Raw genomic sequence first — 16134 nt, forward strand, 5'->3', positions numbered from 1 at the left:
CTGTTTCTCCTAAGCGTAGTGACGACCGAAGCGATTGGCTAAAACATCGGCCAAACTGAAGTTCTCTTGCAAAACAAGACCGTGATATTCATTGCTTTGTCCCATGACCAGATCAACAACTGCACAGACACCAGAAGCAGTACTAACCTGAATCGCTGACCAATAAAGACCACGAATTTCCTCAGGATACACTTTTTTAACATAGCTCTTTTCGGTTAATTCACCCTGCTTGATGCCTTCTACGGTTACATAAACGATAACAATATCTTGGTAAGTTTTGGGGATAGCGCGCTCGAGAATACGTTTTAAAGTTCCACGATCCTCGTTTAATTTTAGGTCATTCATTAAAAGACGCATCTTTTCACAATGCCCTGGATAACGCATCGTTTTATAATTTAGAGTTTGAACTTTGCCTAAATAAAGTTCAGAAAGACTACCTAAACCACCAGAGGTATTGAAAGCTTCGTATTCACAACCATCGATTTGTATGGTTTCACGACCTTCCAGGGGTTTAAGAATAATGGGTTTGCCATTTTCTATACCATAGCAAGGATTACCATACTCATTAATGACGCCATCTGTTGACCAGGTTAATGAATATTGCAATGCATTGTTAGCACGTTGTGGTAAAGCGCCAACACGCAGTTTTGCATGATGGCAGTGCTCAAATTCTTTCATCAAACTATTTGCAGCAATGCTAATAAAGCCAGGAGCTAGACCGCATTGAGGTACAAAAGCTGTATCTGCGCCGGCTGCAATCGCTTTAACCGCTTCAGTTACGGATGTATCTTCAGTTAGATCAAAATAATGCGCTTTTGCAGCTTTTGCGGCTTCAGCGACATGGACATTGAGGTAGTAAGGAAGACTTGAAATAACAGCAACAATTTTATTTTCGTTGAAATAAGCTTGAGTAGATTCTTGATCTTTCACATCAAGCGCTACCGTTTTAATTTCCGGCATTGCCTGCAATAAACGATTAACATCCGTTCCTGCAAACTCTAAATCAGCCAAGTGAACCTCATAGTCGCCACTATCGGCTAATAAACATGCGATTAAACTTCCAATTTTTCCTGCGCCTGTGATCATAACGTTGTACATACATTCCTTCTCCTTTGTAAAACGAGCAGTCATCGTACACTAAAAAAACATTAGTTGAATACCCTCCGATAGCTTGGTATTTAGTTTTTTATTTTTAGCTACCCCGTCAATACCGTTGGGTCTTGACCCAATCTAGAATTTGAGGGGATCCCAAGCTCCTTTTCTGGAAAAAAATCAAAGAAGTTCTTTGTAAGAATCTTGACCTTTTCAAGTTAGTACTTTATCGTCCATTCATTTGTCTACTAAAACTTCAATGACTCGAACAAGTACAGTCGAAAAGCTGGCTCTTATTTCAGCAAAAGCTAGAAAATACAACCATCTTTTGCGTGCTTTTTTATCGGGTTCACTTTTGCCGCTTAGCTTTGCCCCTTTTCATTTTCCTGGTGCTGCTATTTTAGGCATAGCACTTTTTTATGCTCAACTGAGTCGCGGCCATAGTCGATATGCTTTTTTTAATGGACTCTTTTTTGGTTTAGGCTACTTTGGAGTTGGCACCTCTTGGGTCTATGTCAGCATCCATGAATATGGGCACTTAAATAGTTTCCTTTCGGCGTTAATCACTCTCATTTTTTTACTCTATCTATCCCTATTCCCCGCGTTAATGTCTTTTGCTTATCGAAAATTAGTGAATCAACAACCTTCCTTGCCCTCTGGTTTGTTGTTCAGCGTACTTTGGGTTTTATTTGAGTTTTTCCGCTCAAATTTATTTAGTGGCTTTCCCTGGTTATTACTAGGTTTTGGACAATTTGAGGCACCTAGCAAGTACTTATTACCCATTATTGGGGTATATGGCGTTGGGTTAGTAACCTGCTTTGCCGCGATCTTATTGACAACCAGTATTCAGCAAATTGGCGCGAGGCGTTATGGTTATTTAACCGCTTTTGTGGCCTTGATTTTATTGCCTAATCTACTCAAACACCATCATTGGGCAAAAGAAAGCACTGAACCCTTATCAGTGGGTATCATTCAAGCCAATTTGTCCATGAGAGACAAATGGGATGAAAATTTATTTTGGCAACTTTTAAAGCGCTATAAACAAGACACTGATAAATTACTAGGGACAAAGCTTATTGTGATGCCAGAATCAGCTATCCCCCTTCCGCCAAGTTATGTCGGCGATTTTCTGAATGATTTACATATACGTGCTGAACAAGCCGGCAGCGCTGTTATGTTAGGAATACCTCAACCAACAACGGTTGATGAAAATTATTTTTTCAATGCTTTAATTGGATTAGGCAAAGCTAAAGGTTCGTACCTAAAACAGCATCTAGTTCCCTTTGGTGAATACATCCCCAAGCCTTTACAAGCCATTAGTGATTGGCTTGCAATTCCTGATGCTAATTTAAAAGCGGGTAAAAAAAATCAAACGTTGGTTAAAGTCCAAAAACACCCTATAGCCACACTCATCTGCTATGAATTAGCTTTTGGGGAATTACTTCGTCATCAATTACCTAAAGCGGAATGGATTGTATCCATCAGCGATGATGGATGGTTTGGACATTCTTTAGCGATGTATCAACAATTGCAAATGGCCCAAGTCCGCTCGCTTCAAACCGCACGCTATCAGGTTGTTGCTAACAATGACGGCCTTTCTTCCGTGATTAATACACAGGGGGACATTATCTCCTCTTTACCGGCATTTACTGCTGGAATTATTAAAACGGAGCTTTTTCCTGCCACTGGTTTGACACCCTGGGTTTATTTTGGCAACTTACCTATATTACTGTTTTGTGCATTAATTATACTTATTTATGGCGTTTATCGTCTTTCGAAACCAAAACTAAACAATTAACCTATTGCTGCAGAGTACAAGAGGGGTTATTCTTACCGCCTCACTGAAATTTTCATTATGACTATGGATAACAGCTATATACCACGAGAAATTGAAGAACAAGCGCAACAATATTGGCTTAAGAAACAATCTTTTAATGTCTCTGAAGACTTAAATAAAGAAAAATTTTACTGCTTATCCATGTTCCCTTATCCAAGCGGCACGCTACACATGGGGCATGTGCGTAATTACACCTTAGGCGACGTTATTGCTCGTTATCATCGCGCTTTGGGGAAAAATGTCCTACAACCTATTGGTTGGGATGCATTCGGCTTACCTGCTGAAAATGCTGCAATTAAGCATGGCATCCATCCTGCTGAATGGACAAGAAAAAACATTGCATCAATGAAAGAGCAATTTTTAAGATTAGGTAACGCCTATGACTGGAAACGTGAAATTGCGACTTGCGATTCGGACTATTACCGTTGGGAGCAGTGGTTTTTCATTAAACTGTATGAAAAAGGTTTAGTCTATAAGAAAAATGCTGTAGTCAATTGGGACCCTGTCGACCAAACTGTCCTTGCCAATGAACAGGTAGTTGATGGCCGTGGCTGGCGTTCTGGCGCCTTGGTTGAGCGACGCGAAATTCCACAATGGTTCATCAAAATTACTGCCTATGCCGATGAACTTTTAGATGATTTGGATACCCTTGATGAATGGCCTGCACAGGTCAAACAAATGCAAAGAAACTGGATCGGGCGCTCCGAAGGCTGTGAAATTAGCTTCAAAGTGACAGGCTTTCCTAAACGTTTAAAAATCTATACAACTCGCCCAGACACTTTAATGGGAGCAACTTATCTTGCAGTAGCCCCTGATCATCCGCTTGCGAAAGAAGCGGCAAATCATAATCCCAAAGTTCAAGCGTTTATTGATAGCTGCCAAGGTGTGCGCATGGCTGAAGCCGATATCGCCACTATGGAAAAGCGCGGTATTGATACAGGCATGAAAGCGATTCATCCTATCACTGAAGAAGAAATACCTGTCTGGATTGCTAATTTCGTGTTGATGCAATATGGCTCTGGCGCAGTGATGTCTGTGCCAGCTCATGACCAACGCGATTGGGAATTTGCGCAAAAATATAAATTACCATTGAAAAAAGTCATCAAACCCCTTGACGGTAGTGCTCATGATTATGCAATTGCTGCTTATACTGCCGAAGGAGAACTCATTCATTCAGGCCAATTCGATGGTCTTTCTTCAGCGGAGGCGATGAAAGCCATTGCTAGCTTTATTGAAGAGCATGATGCAGGGAAAGCAACCATTAATTATCGTTTACGTGATTGGGGGGTTTCACGTCAACGTTATTGGGGTACTCCTATTCCAATGATTCACTGTGAAGAATGCGGAATTGTGCCAGTTCCTGAAGAAGACTTACCCGTCACCTTACCGGAAAATATTGAATTTACCGGCAGCGGCTCACCCTTAGCTCACTGCAGCGAGTTTGTTCAAGTATCCTGTCCCAAATGCGGTCAAGATGCCACTCGGGAAACCGATACTTTTGATACATTTATAGAGTCTTCTTGGTACTATGCTCGCTTCGCTTGTAAAGGCCAAGACAACGCAATGCTAGATGACCGAGCTAAATACTGGACCCCAGTTGATCAATACATTGGTGGTATTGAACACGCGGTTATGCATTTACTTTATGCTCGTTTTTTTCATAAATTGATGCGTGATGAAGGCCTTGTTAATTCTGATGAGCCATTCAGAGCCTTGCTAACCCAAGGAATGGTTCTTAAAGACGGCCATAAAATGTCAAAGTCTCTAGGAAATGTGGTCGATCCTAATCACCTAATTGACACCTACGGCGCGGATACTGCGCGTTTATTTGTTATGTTTGCTGCACCGCCTGATCAATCCTTAGAGTGGTCTGATACGGCTGTTGAGGGTGCTCATCGCTTTTTAAAACGAATTTGGGCCTTTGCTTATCAACACAAACAAACAATTATCGATGTTAACGATTCAATTATTGGCGGCAACGGTCATATTGATTGGCAAAACACTGAAAATCGTCTCAAAAAATCACGCTTAACGATAAACCAAATATTGGCACAAGCGAATACCGACTATGAGCGCCATCAATTTAATACGGTTGTTTCCGGGTGCATGAAGTTATTTAATGAAATATCAAGTTATGAACTTAAGACTGAAGAAGATAAATATTTTCTTCAATCAGCAATGAACATCTTGCTTCGGCTTTTAGCACCAATTACTCCACATATTTGTCATCACCTATGGCAACAACTAGGTTTTGATAAAGTTATTATTGATGCAGGTTGGCCTAAAGTAGATAAAAGTGCTTTAAAAACCGATGAGCTGGATTTTGTTGTACAAGTCAATGGCAAGCTACGAGCGCAATTTACCGCTGATAGTGACACGCCAGAAGATGAACTTATTGAATTAGCTAAACAACATGCACAGTCCTTTGTTGAAGGAAAATCAGTAAAAAAAGCGGTAGTGGTCATACATCGGCAACTTATTAATTTGGTAGTTGGTTAATGCTAAAACGATATTTCATTGTTTTTATTAGCCTAATATTAAGTGGTTGCGGATTTCACTTACGCGGCTTAAATGATATGCCTTCTTGGCTCAATAGCGTGGCTATTGTGATCGAGAATGCCCATCGTGATTTGGGTCCTATGTTGAAAGAACAATTAGAAGCTTATAAAATTCGCGTTGTCCCTAATCCGACAGATGCGGATTATTTGCTTATTATTAAATCAGATGGTATCCAGCAGCAAATGACCTCTGTTGCGGCTAGTACTGCTCCTCGGCAATATTTACTCATTTACGACGCCCAGTTTTCACTTGTTAAAACAAAAGGAGAAGAAATTATTCCCTCTGGCCGTGTTTTCATCACTCGGCAATTAACAGTAAATAATAACAGAATCTTAGGCTCTAACTTTGAGGAAACACAAATAAGTTATGAAATGCGTCGCGATGCAGCAATGCAAATCATTAATCGTATAGGGCGCGAAGCCAAAAAATTGCCTATGTATCCCAGAGCAGCAACTAAAAACAGAAGTCGGTGAGAAAAAGCAAAATACTGAGGCATTTATGCTCATAAAACAACAAGCATTGGCATCCATTTTAAAGCAGAAATTTGCAGCAGTTTATATTTTGTTTGGCCAAGATCCTTTTCTTTTAGCTAGTGCGGCTGAGTCAATTAAATTAGCTTGGCGAACAGCCAATCAAGACTCTGAAGAAACCATTTTGCATATGAATAATCCCTCCGATTGGACTTTATTAGATACAGAAGCGAATAGTTATTCCTTATTTTCTAACCATGTTTTAATTGATATTCGCTATGAGAAAAAAACAATCGATGCACCTGCAAAGGAATTTTTAACTCGTTATCTGCAAGATATCAATCCTTCTTGCTTACTACTTTTACGGGCTCCTAATTTATCCAATAAACAATTACAAGGCTTAATTAATAATGAGCGCGTTCATGCGGTGCAAGCAAACTCTCTTAATGAGCTTGCAATACAACGTTGGATTGCTGAGCAATTACAAACCAAAGAATTAAAATTTGCACAACAGGTTCCCTCATTAATTCATCAATATACCCAAGGCAATATGTACGCCTGTGCTCAAGTCATAGAAAAGCTTGAATTGATTGTTGATAAAAATGAAACTCTTACGGTGGAGTTTGTGCAAGAACAGTTGGTTGATCAATGTGAATACCAACTTTTCGAATTAGTCGATGCCTGTTTAACACAGAAACCCGATAAAATCATTCATTTGCTACGCCATGCAGCAAGGAGTAAGGTAGAGCCGACACTTGTTTTATGGATCCTGACTCAAGAAATAAGGCTACTCATTCAATTGGCTGAGCAAACCATTGATCAAGGACTAGCTTTTAATACCGCCTGCAACCAACTGAAAATATGGCCACAAAAAACAAACCTTTATCAAACAGCTTTAAAGAAAACGTCGCTAAGGCATTTATTTCAATTACATCGATTTTGTAAAACTATTGATGAACGTATAAAATCAAGCCAAAATAATCAAATCTGGCAAGCCTTAGAACAAATTGCCCTCTCCCTTTGTTTAGCTAAGCAGGTAGGAAGTTTTGCATAATCTTATAATTTTTGGAGGCACCTTTGATCCTCCGCATAATGGTCATATTAATACAGCGATCAATGTTCAGAAGCATTTTAATTTCGACCGTTTTTTGTTTCTTCCTTGCAAAACACCAGTATTAAAAAATGAGGCAACTGCAACTCCAACTCAACGAATTGAGATGTTAAACCTGGCCTTGGCTTCCGTGGATAAAACACTCCATTTCCAAATTGATTTATCCGAAATAAATCGGGATACCCCCTCCTACATGGTAGATAGTCTACAACATTTTCGTAAGCAATTTGGAGAAAAGATTGTTCTCACTTTGTTAATGGGTGATGATGCATTTAGCCAATTGCCCTATTGGCATGCCTGGACAAAACTTTTAACACTCGCAAATATCTTAGTAATTAAACGGGCTGGATTTGATGACAGGGTTCATTCTGATTTAATTAAAGAATTATTGGCAAAGCATGAAACCAAGGATAGTACCGCAATCTGCGAGCAAACCTATGGAGCAATCTATCATTTCGACGCAGGAAGCTTCGATTTTTCTTCGACCTGGGTTCGTAAAGAGCTGGGTAAAAATAAGGACTTAAGTGCTTACATGCCTGAGCCAGTTATGCAATACATTAAGCAAAATGACTTGTATTAGTGTAAATCACACCCTGTACATCTTTTCAAGCCCTATAATTCGTCAACCCCTATCGTCTGAGATATCCAAATTGGTTGTCAACCCTGCCTCCAAGGAGCAATAATTGAAGCACAATGGAAGTGATTCACCCAAATTCATATTCAAAAAAACAGAAAGTATTATTTTTTAACCATCTGATAATTCATAATCATTATTATCGATCAAGCTAGTTGGCATCATTTTGTTCTGTAAATCCTGAATGGGTTGTCTAATATTTTGCTCATCAAATATTTTTACTTTTTTAATAAAATCCGGCATAACAGAATATAACCAGTTTACCAAGGGATCGAACTTAGCGTAGAGTTGGGAATCACGAGAATATTGATCAACAGGCAGTGAGGTCATTTTTATAACAACCATAATCAATGCAACAATAAACACACCACGGACAAAGCCAAACGCCAAACCAAGTATACGATCCGTACTGCTTAATCCCGAACGTCTTAGAATGATACTAAGTATGCCATTCACAATGGCGCCAGCAATGAGAGTAGCAATTAAGATCAAGACAAAAGCAGCTACCGTCCTAGCTGTTTTATCTTGAATATATTTTTGTAACCAGGGGTCAAGACTTTGCGAATAATTATAAGCTAGCCAAAATGCCAAAACCCAAATACAAAGCGCAACAAGTTCTTTTACGAACCCTCGGATCATTCCTGTTAACATTGACAAGCCAACTATTGCAATAATGGCTATATCGACCCAATGCAACATGTTAACTATCCTTGACCCGTAGTGACAATAAAGCCTCTAATTTGTACTGCACTCGCTAATTTCTTTTGTAGCAATTGCGCTTGCTCACGCTTTTGTACTTGACCTACGACCACTTTGTAGACAATTCCTTCGCTAGTTTTTACTTTGTTATAACTTGCCTTATATCCTTTGCCTCTCAACTTTGAGATTAGAGAATCAGCATTACGTAATCGAGTAAAAGTCGCTAGCTGCACAGCATATTTCCCTTTCACTGGAACTGCATTTTTTGCAGTTTTCTTAATGACGGGTTTAGTTATAGGCTTTGGCTTCGCCACTGATATCTTCGGTTTTGCAACCGATTTTACCACTGGTTTATCAGGCTTATTGCTGTTTTTAGCAACGATTTTCGCTTTCGGTTTAATCTTGAGTGGGAAAGTTTCTGCTTTTGCAATTTTATGGACTACGGCTACATTAGTCGTTTTGACTGTTGGAGTAGCTGCTGTTTTTTCTACCACAGCGGGCAGGTCTTCCCTGGCAAAATTTTCAGAGTCAACATTCAGTGATTCTTGATCTAAGGAAAAATTCTGATTTACAGGTTCTACTGTTCGATAATTAACGTCTTTCATTTGACTAAGAGGCTCAGCTTTCGCCAGAGCTGGAGCAGGTTGCTCTTCAGCGACTTCTGGTAGCTCAACATGAGCAACTTTCACCTTTTCAAACATTGCGTTTTTTTCAGTCATAGCAACGTCTGGTTGCAGCGGCTTAGGGGGTAACTCCACGGAAACACTCATATTTCCATCAATGCGCTGATTGGACTTCTTCATAATAGCAGGGGCAAAAATAGCCGCTATAGATAAGATAACAGCAAGACCTATAAGCCGGTGCTTAACCCGCTCATCAATCACTAGTTTCATCATATCTCCTCGGATTTGTGGGTTATATTGACAGCTAGTCTCTTTCTTCCTACTTTTGTATGCTAGATGCAAAAAGCCGGAAAAGAGCAGCTTAGGCTTTTACCTAACTACTTGTCAACTCAACGGCGACATTATAAACCTAATAGATCCCTGCGACCACCGAAAGGATTAATTTGTTTCAATTTGATCAAAAACCAACACCGATCGTTAGCATAGGTTGAACCAAGTCCCAACCTATGATACACCCTGCATAACCATACCTACTGTCATAAAGGAACCATAAACTACAATTAAATCCCCTTCATGTGCTCTACGACAAGCTGCTTGATAAGCTGTAAGCGGATCATCGTGGCAGATGAAAACTTTCTCAGAATCTAAATTCAAGGCTTCCATTAGCTGCTGCCTTGATGCTGCTCGTTTACCCGTAAGTAAGGCTGGATACCAATGATGAACAACATTATTTAAAGGGGATACTATCCCAGCAATATTTTTATCCTTAAGCGCAGAAAAGACAGCATGAACAGACTTTTTGGGATGGAAATTTTTGATAAACTCAGCCAAATACTCTGCTGCTTGGGGATTATGAGATACATCAAATAAGGTTGTAACGCCCTCTTTTTGCACTAATTGCAACCGGCCAGCTAAAAATACTTTTTCAACAGCCTCCTTCAAATGAAGATAATCCACTGGTAACTCTGCTTTTAACAGCAGGCTAGCAACCATCGCAGCAGCGGCTGAATTAGAATGAAGTTTAGGTTGCGGGAAGACAAAAGATTCCCCTTGAAATTTAAGTTCAAACATACCGTTAATAAGTCGATACTTGTACTCACGCTCAACTAAATACATCGAAGCATTCAACGCTAATCCACGGTTAACTATACTGGCTGGCGGATTTTTATCTGCAAAGATAAACGGTTTATTCTCTCTCAGAATACCTGCTTTTTCGAATCCAATTTCTTCTCTTGTCTCGCCTAAAAATTCTTGATGATCAAAATCAATGCTTGTAATAATGGCTAAGTCAGAAGCAATAATGTTTGTCGCATCCAATCGTCCACCAAGACCTACCTCAAGAATGATAAGATCTAATTGCTGCTGCTTAAAATGCCACAAAGCTGCCAAAGTCGCCATTTCAAAATAAGTAAGGGGAATAGCCTCCCGTCCAAGCTCTATCGCCAAAAAGGCTAGACTTAAATGTTCATCACTAATCGGCTGTTGATTGATGCGAATACGCTCATTAAAAACGAGTAAATGCGGCGAGGTATAACTAGCAACCTGATAGCCCGCTGCTAAATAGATCGCCTCAAGCATGGCCACAGTAGAACCCTTCCCATTAGTTCCAGCTACGGTAATGATTTTTGCATGAGGATTAGTCAATGAAAGCGATTCAGCGACCTGCTGAATCCGTGATAAACCAAGTTGAATCTCTTGCTGATGGCGATTTTCTAAATAATCTAACCATTCCCTAAGAGTAAAATCTTTATAGGGCTTCATTGCTCAAATCACGATGAGATAATTTTGCAATTATCTCTGCGACTGTTGTCTGCAGTGCTTTTCGTTCAACCACCATATCAATATGGCCGTGTTCCAGTAAAAATTCACTTCGTTGAAAACCCTCAGGCAAGGTCTGTCTCACTGTTTGCTCAATTACTCGTGGCCCTGCGAAACCAATTAAAGCATTCGGTTCAGCAATAATAATATCTCCGAGACTTGCAAAACTCGCTGAAACACCGCCCATGGTAGGATCGGTTAATACAACGATAAAAGGTAGTCCCGTCTCTCCGAACTTGGAAAGCGCTGCTGCAGTCTTAGCCATTTGCATTAGGGAGAATAAGCCCTCTTGCATTCTTGCACCACCGCTGGCTGTAAAACAGATATAAGCCCGTTTTTCGGCCGCCGCAACATTGACTGCCCTAACAAATTTTTCACCCACGGTGGCTCCCATGGAACCGCCCATAAAATTAAATTCAAAAGCGGAAACGACAACAGGTTGGCGCTTTAAATTGCCTTTTACCACGATTAAAGCTTCCTTTTCTCCAGTTGCTTTTTGCGCTTGACTAATGCGATCTTTATATTTCTTAGAATCTTTAAATTTTAATCGATCAATAGGCTCTAAATTGCCGGCAATTTCCTCCTGGCCTGTCTCATCCAAAAACTGTTCAATCCGTTCTCGGGCAGATAAGCGGTGATGGTGGTTGCAGTTAGGGCATACTGATAGATTTTTTACTAGTTCGCTACGATATAGCACAGAGCTACATCCTACGCATTTGATCCAAAGCCCTTCAGGAACTCCTTTTTTCTGTGAAGTTGCTGTTCTAATTCGTGAAGGTAGTAATTTTTTTAACCAACTCATATACAAAGATCCGTTAAGCTTAATGGCAGCTAGTATAACCTGAAATTCTTTTTAGAGCTTGTTTTTATTAGAATGAATAAGCCGAATTTCTCAGAAATTTATAAAAACAAGTGAAATCTACCCTAATATTTTGGATCATAAATGATGCCAACTTTGGCCAGATTGTTAATATTGCCAATAAACAAAAGCTGCAAATGACATTTTTTTGCACAACACGACCTATATATGCCTCAGATTTTATTCACTTTTTTTACTAAAAACAGTAATAAGCCCTAAAGTTTTTTTCTCTTCTACCGATAACCTTTTTGGGTGCGATAAATTGGTGAACAAATTTATCGATAACAAGGGAAATCCCAAATCCTAGGGATTCAGGTCGAGGAGAATTCAGTCATGACTGAAGTGATTAACACCAACGTGATGTCGCTCAATGCTCAACGCAATTTGAACGCTTCACAAAAAACGATGCAAACAGCGATCCAGCGGCTTTCTTCGGGTTTAAGAATTAATAGCGCTAAGGATGATGCGGCAGGTATGGCTATTTCCGAAGGGATGACTGCGCAAATAAGAGGTATGGACCAAGCGATTAGAAATGCCAATGATGGTATATCCTTATCGCAAACTGCTGAAGGTGCGATGCAAGAAACCACTAGCATTTTACAACGTATGCGCGAACTTGCATTACAATCAGCCAACTCAACAAATAACACAGACGACCGTCAAGCAATTCAACAGGAAATTACTCAGTTACAAGCTGAATTGGATAGAAACGCCCAAAATACTCAGTTTAATGGTCAGCGTATTCTGGATGGTTCATTCCAAAATGCTAGTTTCCAAGTTGGAGCAAATGCTAACCAAACGATTACTTTTTCGATTGGCAGCATTATGTCTTCAGCAATTGGAGGAATAGCTAGTCAAACAGGTACTGCTGTATCTGCTGCGGCTGCGACAGACATAACAATCAGCCTTGGTGGTGGTGCTCCGGTATCAATTAACTCAAGTGCTGGATTTGTAGGTCCCAATGCTAGCCAAGATGCAACTTCAGCTTATGCTAAAGCAGCTGCAATCAATGGTGCCGGTATTGCTGGACTTCAAGTGACAGCTTCAACCTCTGGTACTCAAACAGTAGGTGCTATCGGTGGTACTGCTGCTGACACTTATAATTTAACTATTAACGGTGTGGCTATATTTACTAACACTGACGTTTCTACTGCATTGAGTAACACTCAATTGCGTGATGGTATCAATAGCGTAAGTAGTCAAACTGGTATTGTTGCTAGTTTGAACGGTGGTGATATTACCCTTACAGCTAGTGATGGACGCAATATCACAGTAACTGAAAGTGGTACTGGCTTTACAGCTGGTACTGATGGACTAACCGTTACTGGCGGCCCATTCGCAACAGTATTACGTGGTGATTTATCCATTAGCGCAGTAAGTTCAATCGCCATTGGCGGAACTGTAGCTACTTTAGGTCTATCTGCGGCAATTGCGAAAGATACCTTAGGTGTTAATACGATTGATGTAACTACAGAAGCCGGAGCACAGGCAGCTCTTTTACGTATTGATTCTGCTTTAACTTCGGTGAACTCGAACCGAGCGGCAATGGGTGCGTTGCAAAATCGCTTCGACTTAACCATTGCTAACTTGCAAAACGTAGAAGAAAACCTTTCAGCAGCACGCAGCCGTATTCAGGATGCAGACTTCGCTGCAGAGACTTCAAACTTAACGAAAGGTCAAATTTTACAACAAGCAGGTACAGCAATGCTTGCCCAAGCAAATAGCTTGCCTCAATCTGTGCTGAAGTTACTTGGATAATGTATAATCTAACCATCATGCAGGTCATCCTGTATGATGGTTTTATGCCCAGAAATTCTTAGGGTATAAGGAGATGTTATGATGAATGTTGACTTACCAACGATACTTAACTCTTCTCTTTTAGGCTCAACAAAAACCATGGAAGGTAATAATACAACTTTTAATAAAACAACCCCTCCAACAACTACAGCTGATTCAAGAGAAGCCCTACAAACGGTTAATGAAGCAAGTCGATTATTACAAATAGTCACTTCAAAATTATCTGGAGCTGTTATTCGTAAGGTATCTCCTAGCGAATACGCACAACTTATCGCGGTCTTGGATCAGATAATTCGTGACTCAATCGATGAGCAAGTTTGATTGGCACGATTTTTGCTGTTAGTTATTTTTTTGTTATTGGGTAAAAGATAAGGATATCAAGCGTGCCTAGTATATCATCGCCCGGAATTGGCTCAGGACTTGACGTTAAAGCGATTGTTGAGGCTTTAGTTAAATCAGAAATTGCCCCTACTAAAAATAGACTTGATCGGCAAGAGGCCCGTTTGACTACCCAGCTATCAGCTTTGGGTCAAATAAAAAGTACTTTAGCAAAATTGCAAACGGCTATGCAGAACCTTACTGATCTTAGCCAATTTCAAGCATTGACCACCTCTGTCAGTGATACGACAGCCTTGTATGCCACTGTGGTAGGAAGTGACGCGACAGCGGGTAACTACCAAATACAAATTCAACAACTTGCCACGCAGCAAAGTTTAGCGACTATTCCCTATCCTAGCTCTACTTCAACCATAGGAGACGGATCGCTGACTATTAATTTCGGAACCTATAGCGCCGGCAACACAACCTTTACGCCGAATCCTCTTCAACCGCCGTTAACGATTAATATCATTCCTGGGCAAGATAATTTACTTGCTATAAAAGATGCGATTAACAGCAGTGGCGCTGGGGTACAAGCGAGTATAGTTCAAGATAATTCAGGGGCTAGATTGACTTTGATGAGCACAAACACTGGCTCAGCCTCAGCGATGCAAATTTCGGTAGTTGACAATGATGGGAATAATACCGATCTCTCTGGCCTCTCTGCCCTAGCCTATGATCCAACCCAAAGTATTACTTCTTTGACGCAAACAATCGCAGCAAATGATAGCATGGTTTATATTAATGGTTTGTTACTCACACAAAGTTCCAATCAACTTCAAAATGCCATTGAAGGTGTATCGGTTAATCTTCTAAAAGCTCAACCAGGTATCCCCGTTTATCTATCCATTACCAACAATCAAAATCAAACTACCACCCTGGTTAATCAATTTATTCAACAATACAACGATACAATGACAACACTTAATTCATTAACTAGTTATAATGCGGAAACCAAAAAAGGAAGCCCCCTGCAAAGCGATGCAGGTATCCGCATGTTAAAATACAATTTGTCGACTCTAATTGGTCAGCCAATCAATGACTTAGAAGGCCCGCTACACAGTCTTGCTGATCTAGGCATAACAACCGATATTAATGGTGTACTCACTCTGGATACTGATACCTATAATACGGCTCTGACTAACTATCCAAACGCCATAGCAACTCTTTTTGCCAAATCCGCTACTGCAACCGATCCTAATATCCGTGTTAGCTCCGTAGGACTCGACGTACAAGCTGGACATTACAGTTTAGTAATTGATAATTTTGTTCCAGGAACGACTTTGTCAGGTACTATAGGCGGAGTCAATGCCGTCTCCAATGATGGGTTTACTTTAGAAGGAACTGGGCCTTTTGGCGAACTTAGCCTTGAAGTTTTAGCTGGAGGAGTGGGTAATCGAGGGTACATTAATATTACTGACGGCTTAGCGGTGCAATTTAATAATCTCCTATCGACTTATCTCGATGACTTCGGCGATCTAGCATCAAGGACTGATCAGATCAATGAAAACTTAAAAGAGATTGACGACCAACGTGAACAACTAGGATTTAGAGCAATAACTCTAGCCAATCGATACACCAAGCAATTCACCGCCTTAGATACTTTGTTGATGCAAATGCAAAGTACCAGTCAATTTTTAACACAGCAATTAGCCAATCTGCCCCAAATCAATCAAAAAAGGAATTAGATCATGAAAAATCCTTATACTCAAGCCCATGAGCATTACAAATCCATTGAATTACAAACACGAATTGAGTCTGCTACTCCCCATGAGCTAATTCATTTACTACTTCAAGGTGCCCGCTCTCATATTGCAACGGCTCAAGGCAATATTCAGAGAAACGAAATTAGCGAAAAAGGGGCACATATCAGCAAAGCCATTAGTATTATAGAAGGCTTAAAAGTCAGTCTAGATCATGAAAAAGGTGGCGAAATTGCCAGCAATTTAGAAAAATTGTACGACTATATCCAACAAATCCTCTTGAAAGCAAATCTGCATAATGACCTCGAATTGTTAATTCAAGCGAATTTGTTACTTGCCGATATCCATCAAGCTTGGCAGGGAATTAAGTTAGAAAATGCGTAGTTTGCAGATCGTAGGTCGGGCCTCCTTGGCCCGATAAACTCATTTCTATGCTAGAAGCAAGATCCTCAGACTGAATTTGTCAATCATTCTAAACAGGAATAGCGCCTGAACATAATTAGTTGTAATGCGATCCATTATATGTTCAAATTGCCATCATTTAGATTGTTATA

At 40.2% G+C, this 16134-nt stretch carries 14 protein-coding genes; 9 read left to right on the forward strand and 5 right to left on the reverse strand.

Annotated elements, in window-relative coordinates; genetic code table 11:
- Window positions 1-9: 9 nt before the first annotated feature.
- Window positions 10-1098 carry a saccharopine dehydrogenase family protein gene (locus Lnau_RS06740; RefSeq protein WP_058504369.1) on the reverse strand — a complete coding sequence of 363 codons (1089 nt, stop codon included), beginning with the start codon at window positions 1096-1098 and terminating at the stop codon, window positions 10-12.
- Window positions 1099-1351: 253 nt separating this feature from the next.
- Here Lnau_RS06740 and lnt point away from each other — a divergent pair, with 253 nt between their 5' ends.
- From lnt to nadD, 5 genes are all read left to right on the forward strand, one after another.
- On the forward strand, window positions 1352-2890 hold the full coding sequence (gene lnt / locus Lnau_RS06745) for an apolipoprotein N-acyltransferase (RefSeq protein WP_058504370.1): 1539 nt from the start codon (window positions 1352-1354) through the stop codon (window positions 2888-2890).
- Between the two features lie 63 nt (window positions 2891-2953).
- Entirely contained in the window at window positions 2954-5428 is a 2475-nt protein-coding gene (gene leuS / locus Lnau_RS06750) for a leucine--tRNA ligase (protein WP_058504835.1), read from the forward strand.
- Window positions 5428-5961: an LPS-assembly lipoprotein LptE gene (locus Lnau_RS06755; protein WP_058504371.1), complete on the forward strand. Its 534-nt coding sequence runs from the start codon at window positions 5428-5430 to the stop codon at window positions 5959-5961. Before leuS ends, Lnau_RS06755 begins: the two co-directional genes overlap by 1 nt.
- A gap of 25 nt (window positions 5962-5986) precedes the next feature.
- Entirely contained in the window at window positions 5987-7012 is a 1026-nt protein-coding gene (gene holA / locus Lnau_RS06760) for a DNA polymerase III subunit delta (protein WP_058504372.1), read from the forward strand.
- Entirely contained in the window at window positions 7005-7649 is a 645-nt protein-coding gene (gene nadD / locus Lnau_RS06765) for a nicotinate-nucleotide adenylyltransferase (protein ID WP_058504373.1), read from the forward strand. Before holA ends, nadD begins: the two co-directional genes overlap by 8 nt.
- 165 nt (window positions 7650-7814) lie before the next feature.
- On the opposite strand, the gene Lnau_RS06770 is transcribed toward nadD, so the two are convergent.
- The 4 genes from Lnau_RS06770 to accD all read right to left on the reverse strand — a co-directional run bounded on the left by Lnau_RS06770 (window position 7815) and on the right by accD (window position 11645).
- On the reverse strand, window positions 7815-8402 hold the full coding sequence (locus Lnau_RS06770) for a CvpA family protein (RefSeq protein ID WP_058504374.1): 588 nt from the start codon (window positions 8400-8402) through the stop codon (window positions 7815-7817).
- Window positions 8403-8407: 5 nt separating this feature from the next.
- Entirely contained in the window at window positions 8408-9298 is an 891-nt protein-coding gene (locus tag Lnau_RS06775; RefSeq protein WP_083503782.1) for an SPOR domain-containing protein, read from the reverse strand.
- Between the two features lie 231 nt (window positions 9299-9529).
- Window positions 9530-10786 (reverse strand): bifunctional tetrahydrofolate synthase/dihydrofolate synthase, encoded by a 1257-nt coding sequence (gene folC / locus Lnau_RS06780; RefSeq protein ID WP_058504376.1) that lies wholly within the window; start codon window positions 10784-10786, stop codon window positions 9530-9532.
- Window positions 10773-11645 carry an acetyl-CoA carboxylase, carboxyltransferase subunit beta gene (accD, locus tag Lnau_RS06785; protein ID WP_058504377.1) on the reverse strand — a complete coding sequence of 291 codons (873 nt, stop codon included), beginning with the start codon at window positions 11643-11645 and terminating at the stop codon, window positions 10773-10775. The genes folC and accD overlap by 14 nt, the downstream gene beginning before the upstream one ends.
- A 390-nt stretch (window positions 11646-12035) precedes the next feature.
- Between accD and Lnau_RS06790 the strand changes: the two genes are divergently transcribed.
- The 4 genes from Lnau_RS06790 (at window position 12036) to fliS (ending at window position 15964) form a co-directional block, all read left to right on the forward strand.
- Window positions 12036-13460 (forward strand): flagellin N-terminal helical domain-containing protein, encoded by a 1425-nt coding sequence (locus Lnau_RS06790; RefSeq protein ID WP_058504378.1) that lies wholly within the window; start codon window positions 12036-12038, stop codon window positions 13458-13460.
- A gap of 78 nt (window positions 13461-13538) precedes the next feature.
- Window positions 13539-13820: a hypothetical protein gene (locus tag Lnau_RS06795; protein ID WP_133134805.1), complete on the forward strand. Its 282-nt coding sequence runs from the start codon at window positions 13539-13541 to the stop codon at window positions 13818-13820.
- A 62-nt stretch (window positions 13821-13882) separates the two neighbouring features.
- On the forward strand, window positions 13883-15565 hold the full coding sequence (gene fliD, locus Lnau_RS06800; protein ID WP_058504380.1) for a flagellar filament capping protein FliD: 1683 nt from the start codon (window positions 13883-13885) through the stop codon (window positions 15563-15565).
- 3 nt (window positions 15566-15568) lie between these two features.
- Window positions 15569-15964: a flagellar export chaperone FliS gene (gene fliS, locus Lnau_RS06805; RefSeq protein ID WP_058504381.1), complete on the forward strand. Its 396-nt coding sequence runs from the start codon at window positions 15569-15571 to the stop codon at window positions 15962-15964.
- The last annotated feature ends 170 nt before the right edge of the window (window positions 15965-16134 follow it).

It is taken from the genome of Legionella nautarum (assembly GCF_001467895.1).
GTDB classification, from domain to species: domain Bacteria; phylum Pseudomonadota; class Gammaproteobacteria; order Legionellales; family Legionellaceae; genus Tatlockia; species Tatlockia nautarum.

What these genes read in the sequence shown, in the direction of transcription:
- Lnau_RS06740 (WP_058504369.1), bottom strand. Translation starts at nt 1,098, where the DNA reads ATGTACAACGTTATGATCACAGGCGCAGGAAAAATTGGAAGTTTAATC.
- lnt (WP_058504370.1), top strand. Translation starts at nt 1,352, where the DNA reads ATGACTCGAACAAGTACAGTCGAAAAGCTGGCTCTTATTTCAGCAAAA.
- leuS (WP_058504835.1), top strand. Translation starts at nt 2,954, where the DNA reads ATGGATAACAGCTATATACCACGAGAAATTGAAGAACAAGCGCAACAA.
- Lnau_RS06755 (WP_058504371.1), top strand. Translation starts at nt 5,428, where the DNA reads ATGCTAAAACGATATTTCATTGTTTTTATTAGCCTAATATTAAGTGGT.
- holA (WP_058504372.1), top strand. Translation starts at nt 5,987, where the DNA reads ATGCTCATAAAACAACAAGCATTGGCATCCATTTTAAAGCAGAAATTT.
- Lnau_RS06770 (WP_058504374.1), bottom strand. Translation starts at nt 8,402, where the DNA reads ATGTTGCATTGGGTCGATATAGCCATTATTGCAATAGTTGGCTTGTCA.
- Lnau_RS06775 (WP_083503782.1), bottom strand. Translation starts at nt 9,298, where the DNA reads ATGATGAAACTAGTGATTGATGAGCGGGTTAAGCACCGGCTTATAGGT.
- folC (WP_058504376.1), bottom strand. Translation starts at nt 10,786, where the DNA reads ATGAAGCCCTATAAAGATTTTACTCTTAGGGAATGGTTAGATTATTTA.
- accD (WP_058504377.1), bottom strand. Translation starts at nt 11,645, where the DNA reads ATGAGTTGGTTAAAAAAATTACTACCTTCACGAATTAGAACAGCAACT.
- Lnau_RS06790 (WP_058504378.1), top strand. Translation starts at nt 12,036, where the DNA reads ATGACTGAAGTGATTAACACCAACGTGATGTCGCTCAATGCTCAACGC.
- Lnau_RS06795 (WP_133134805.1), top strand. Translation starts at nt 13,539, where the DNA reads ATGATGAATGTTGACTTACCAACGATACTTAACTCTTCTCTTTTAGGC.
- fliS (WP_058504381.1), top strand. Translation starts at nt 15,569, where the DNA reads ATGAAAAATCCTTATACTCAAGCCCATGAGCATTACAAATCCATTGAA.